Source organism: Gaiella sp., assembly GCF_057140465.1.
Genome location: NZ_DBNHWK010000088.1, coordinates 1 through 4,689, shown reverse-complemented (window position 1 = coordinate 4,689; position 4,689 = coordinate 1). Strand labels below are relative to the sequence as shown.

At 70.5% G+C, this 4,689-nt stretch carries 4 protein-coding genes and 1 pseudogene; 1 reads left to right on the top strand and 4 read right to left on the bottom strand.

What is annotated here, in order from left to right; all coding sequences use genetic code 11:
• Together AC162C_RS12485 and AC162C_RS12480 are read right to left on the bottom strand one after the other, a co-directional pair.
• Nucleotides 1–537 (bottom strand): annotated as a pseudogene (locus tag AC162C_RS12485) (hypothetical protein); the annotation flags it as partial.
• Nucleotides 538–866: 329 nt separating this feature from the next.
• Complete coding sequence (locus AC162C_RS12480) at nucleotides 867–1,868, bottom strand: glycosyltransferase family 2 protein (protein WP_484097825.1); 1,002 nt, start codon at nucleotides 1,866–1,868, stop codon at nucleotides 867–869.
• Between the two features lie 62 nt (nucleotides 1,869–1,930).
• On the opposite strand from AC162C_RS12480, the gene AC162C_RS12475 reads away from it, so the two are divergent.
• Entirely contained in the window at nucleotides 1,931–2,851 is a 921-nt protein-coding gene (locus tag AC162C_RS12475; RefSeq protein WP_484097824.1) for a glycosyltransferase family 2 protein, read from the top strand.
• Here AC162C_RS12475 and AC162C_RS12470 read toward each other — a convergent pair.
• Both AC162C_RS12470 and AC162C_RS12465 read right to left on the bottom strand, forming a co-directional pair.
• Nucleotides 2,839–3,897 carry a Gfo/Idh/MocA family protein gene (locus tag AC162C_RS12470; RefSeq protein ID WP_484097823.1) on the bottom strand — a complete coding sequence of 353 codons (1,059 nt, stop codon included), beginning with the start codon at nucleotides 3,895–3,897 and terminating at the stop codon, nucleotides 2,839–2,841. The two genes, AC162C_RS12475 and AC162C_RS12470, sit on opposite strands and share 13 nt — an antisense overlap.
• A partial coding sequence (locus tag AC162C_RS12465) for a glycosyltransferase family 2 protein (RefSeq protein WP_484097822.1) occupies nucleotides 3,894–4,689 on the bottom strand: 796 nt, incomplete at its 5' end. The genes AC162C_RS12465 and AC162C_RS12470, both read right to left, overlap by 4 nt.

The following is a 4,689-nucleotide window of genomic DNA, read 5'->3' as shown; positions in this document are numbered from 1 at the left end:
GGCGTGCTCGACCCCGGCGATCCCGGCGAGCACGGGCGGCAGGCGCAGGTCGGCGAGCGAGGAGCGCGGCGACCTCCTCGTGAACGTCCTCACCGCCGCGCCGGTCTCGGCGACAGTCGAGAGGATCAGGCGGGAGTCCGCCCCCGCCGTGAGCCCGAGCCAGGCGGACTCGGTGCCGGCCAATCGCCTGAGCGCCGTCGAGAGCGCGTCGTGGATCAACGAGAGCGTGTCGGCGTAGCGTCGTGTGGGGTCGAAATCCGCGATGAGTGGCCGCGGTCGTACCGAGCCGTCCGTCAGAGCGAGCACCTGGCTGGGTAGCAGGCGGCGTACGCCGTTGTAGCGCGAGCGAGGAGGTATCACCCACGACACCGGATCCTCGTAGCGCAGAGGCCATGGGTGCGGCTCGGGTTCACGCTCCGACGAGAGCCGTGCAGCGAGCACCGGGCTGCTGGACGCCCATGGCCTTCCCCTCGCGTCTCGAGTCGTGAAACAGCCGAGAAGTCCCGTCGCGTCCAGGTGGAGCTCGTCGGCGTTCACGAGAACCCAACGGCCGGACCATCCGACAGTGAGCATCGGCACGTCGGCGGTGCGGGCAGCCGCGAGTTGATCGCGTGGTGCGGGCCGATCGGCTCTCGTCTCGACGGCTCGGCCGAGGATCGCCCAGCGTCGCCCGTCCCCGTCTTCCAGGTCGTCCACGGGGAGCGTGGGGCAATGCGACAACCAGAGCTCCCCGAAACGGACGTGGTTCCAGTCGGCGACGAGGGAGCACGTGTCGTGGCCGACCACGAACTGCCGTCGGTGCGCCGTCCGCGCGCGCGAGCCGTGCGGCGCCCCCGCCGATCGGACTGTCGTGCCGTCCGTCGAGGTCACGGCGCGAGAATGGCGCGATCGGCCTTCCGCACCTGCTTCCAGCGGTCGAGCTCGAATGCGGCGAGGCGGTCCTCGGACGCGCCGGGCCCGGCGATGAAACCGATCGCCTGTCCGGCGGCATCGGCCGTCAAGGCGAGCAGGAGCGCCGGGAGAGAGCGGAGCAGCGGGCGACGCAGCGCTGGTCGTGCGTACAACGGCGGAACGAGTTGCGACAGGCGGACGAGGGGAATCAGGGGCGAGCCGCCGACGTAGACGAGGCGTCGCACCGACGACCAACGGCCGCGCTCTGCACGCCGCGCCGCATGCAGCCTCCCGGAGTCCACTCGCAGGCGCAACGTCGAGGTCAGTCGCGAGGGGTTGACGTGATGCACCCTGGCCCGTGACTCGAGGTACGACTCCCGACCACGGGCGCGCAGGTCTTCGAGCAGGCCCCCGCCCCGGACGAGCCGATCCGGCAGGTCGGGCCCGTACTCGAGCAGGACGTCACGCTTCGCCGACACGTTGTGCCGTGACACCTCGTCGACGACGCCGGAGGTCGTCGTCTCGAGCCAGTTGCCGTACGCGATCATCATGTTCGCCCAGCTGAGCGTGCTCGACGGGTTCGCGTTCGCGAACGCGGGCCCCACGAGCGCCGAGGGGCCGCGGTGCGCATCGACGAGCGCCTCCGCCCATCCCGGCTCCGGGTACGCGTGATCCTCGATGATCGCGACGATCGGTGCGCGTGCGGCGTTGATGCCCGCGGCGAGCGAACGGTCGACGTCGTCGATCGGCCCGACCGGGACGATGGTCAGTCGGCCGAACGCGTCGCCGTCGATGTCGGACGACTCGGCTGTGGGCGCGACGATCACGACCTCCATCTCCGGGGCGATCGTCTGCTCGGACAGGCATCTCAGGAGCTTGCGCAGCCGGGTCGGCCCATCGGGCATGGCGGCGACGACGGACAGTGCAAGCCGGCTGCCCGAGACCTCATTCGCCTTCGAACCGACTGCGTCAGCCACAATCGGACTATAGGTCGGGCGGGGTCTTGTGGAACGGGACGGCGTGACGAAGACTTCGGTTCATGGCCGCCGACGGACGCGACAGTGACATCGACGTCTCCGTCGTCGTCCCGGTGCTCAACGGCGCGGCAACGCTTCCGGAATGCCTCGAGAGTCTCGTGCATCAGTCGCTCTCACGCGAGCGGTACGAGGTGATCGTCGTCGACAACGGCTCGAGCGACGGATCCGACCTGATCGCGGAACGGGCCCCCGGCGTCGTCTTCGAGCGCGAGCCCCGCCGCGGCGCGTACGCGGCACGCAACCGCGGAGTGAGCATTGCACGAGGCGACGTGATCGCCTTCACCGACCCGGACTGCGTGGTCGACGCCGACTGGCTCGAAACCGCCGTCCGTGCGCTGTCCGACGAGGCCGTCGTCGTCCTCGGAGAAACCCTTCCGGCAGGCGACTCCCGACCCGTGAAGCTCCTCGGCGAGTACTCGTCGGCCCGCGACGAGTACGTCTTCCGGCAGAGCGACTGGAGACGGTACTACGGTCGCACGAACAACATGGCCGTCGTACGCTCGGCGCTCGGCGACGCGATGCCATTCGCCGAGATGGAGCGAGGCGCCGACACGATGCTCGTGCATGCGATCGCGGCGCGTCACGGTCCGGCGGCGGTTCTCTTCGACCCCCGGGTGCGTGTTCGACACGCTGAGGTCGATGGCTTCTGGGCGCTCCTCCGGAAGACGCAGATCTACGGCTACGTGTACTACCGCCACGTCCACGAGCCTGAAGGTGGCCGCGTCGCGACGCCGGCGCTCGGATTCGCCGATTGCGTGCGCGTGCTCCGCCGCGTGTCTCGACACACGGGCCGTTGGGTGACCCTTCCGGCGCTCACCGCGCTCATCGGCACGTCGACGGCCGCGTGGCAGCTGGGCCGATGGCGCGCGGCCCTCAACCTTGCCGCGCCGCGTGGGACGTACCAGCCCGATCAGGGAGCCTGAGCAGCGGGTACCTGGACCCGCCGTCCGGTGCGGGCAGACGTCTCCGCCGCCTCGACGACCTCGAGCGCACGGTAGCCGTCCCCGAGCGTCGCCCCGTCAAAGGGATATCCACGAATCGCCTGGAGGAAGGCGGTGAGTGACGCCGCGAACGACGGCTCGGACGGAGGGAGCGCGACGTCGCGAAGGCGTCGGGCGCCGGTTGCCGTTGCACGGAGCCGATCCGGCAGCCTCGCCGGTCGCGTCGTCGGGGTACGCACGAGTGCCCGAGAGGCGAATCGGTCTGCGGTGAGCTTGCCGGCGGTTCCGTACACCTCGATGGCGTCCTCCTGAACCGCGGCTGCGGACGCGATCATCTGGACCGGGACATCATCTGCCAGCGTGAGCTCCACCAACGCGCTGTCGTCCTCGGAGCGCACCGATCGGATCGACGCGCACACCTCGACGATCTCGCGCTCGAAGAGGAACCGGAGCAGGTCCACATGATGAGAGGCGAGATCGAGGAGCGCGCCGCCTCCCGTCGCGCGGGAGCGCTTCCAGTCGGGCAGGTCGCGCGCTGCGGCGCCGAAGCTCGTCCGCACCGCCACCAGTTCCCCGACCTCGCCCTGCTCGAGCGCCGTCTTCAGAGCGCGGACACTCGGATGGAAGCGAAACGGATACCCGACCGCGCCCACCGTCCCGGCGCGCCGCCACGCGGCCACCGCCGGCCGTGCCTCCTCGGTCGACGTCGCGAGCGGCTTCTCGACGTAGACGTGCTTGCCATGGTCGAACGCGGCTGCCGCCGCGCCGGCGTGGAGGTCAGTGGGGAGGGTGAGCACGACGGCGTCGACGTCGGCGTCGCTCAGCATCTCGTCGAGCCTCCCGAAGCCGCGCGCGGCGGGCGCCACGGCGCGGGCGAGCTCCAGTCGCTCGGCGTCGGAGTCCACGAGTGCCGCGAGCTCGCAGCCGTCGAGCCGGAGAAGGAGCCCGAGATGGAACATCGTTGCCACCCGCCCGCACCCGACGAGTCCGACGCGTACCGAACGGTCCGCCGCTCGCCCCCCGCTCATGCGACCCTCCCGTTCGTCCGGGGCCGGAGGCATCTCCTGGCAGATCGCGCCGCTGCTCGATATGCGTGGCGACTGGCGCGGGAGAGGGTCGTCGCCGGGGACAGCCTCCAAGCTCGCCCGATCGTCTTGATCGCCTCGGCATGTTCGCCGAGAGCGACGAGGCGGAACGCATCGGCGACGAGGTAGTGGGCGTAGCGCTTCGGGTGGGAGGAGAAGAGCTCGCTGTGCTTCCGCTCGAGGCGCTTGAAGCTCGCGTGCTTCGACGCCGCGTCTGTCGAGATGCGGCCACCGGCGTGGTGGACCTGGCGGTAGGTGACGACGGGGATGCCGACGATCGAGCAGTGCGGGTTCATGCGCAGGAAGAGGTCGTGACGGGGGCTGGAGCGGAACGCGCTATCCCAGTAGTCGAACTGCTCGAGGAGCACCCTCTCGGCGACCATCGTGTTGCGGGTCTCGTAGGCACGGCCGCGCTCGAGCGGCTCGAGGGAGAAGTGGGATCCACGCGGGCGCGTCGGTGGGAGCCGGCGCTGGAGGACCCGGCCGTCCGGCCGAACGAGCTCGACTCCCGAGACCACCACGATGGGGCCAGGGAGGCTGCTCGTCGCCGCAGCAGCGAGTGAGCGCTCCAGCATGTGCGGCAGCAGGACGTCGTCGTCGTCCACGTGGGCGATCCACCGTCCGCGTGCGGCACGCGCCCCGGCCGTCAGCGCGCCGGCGAGCCCGACGTTCGTGTCGAGGCGCACGAGCCGCACACGAGGGTCGTCGATCACGCGGATCGGGGGATCGGAGGCA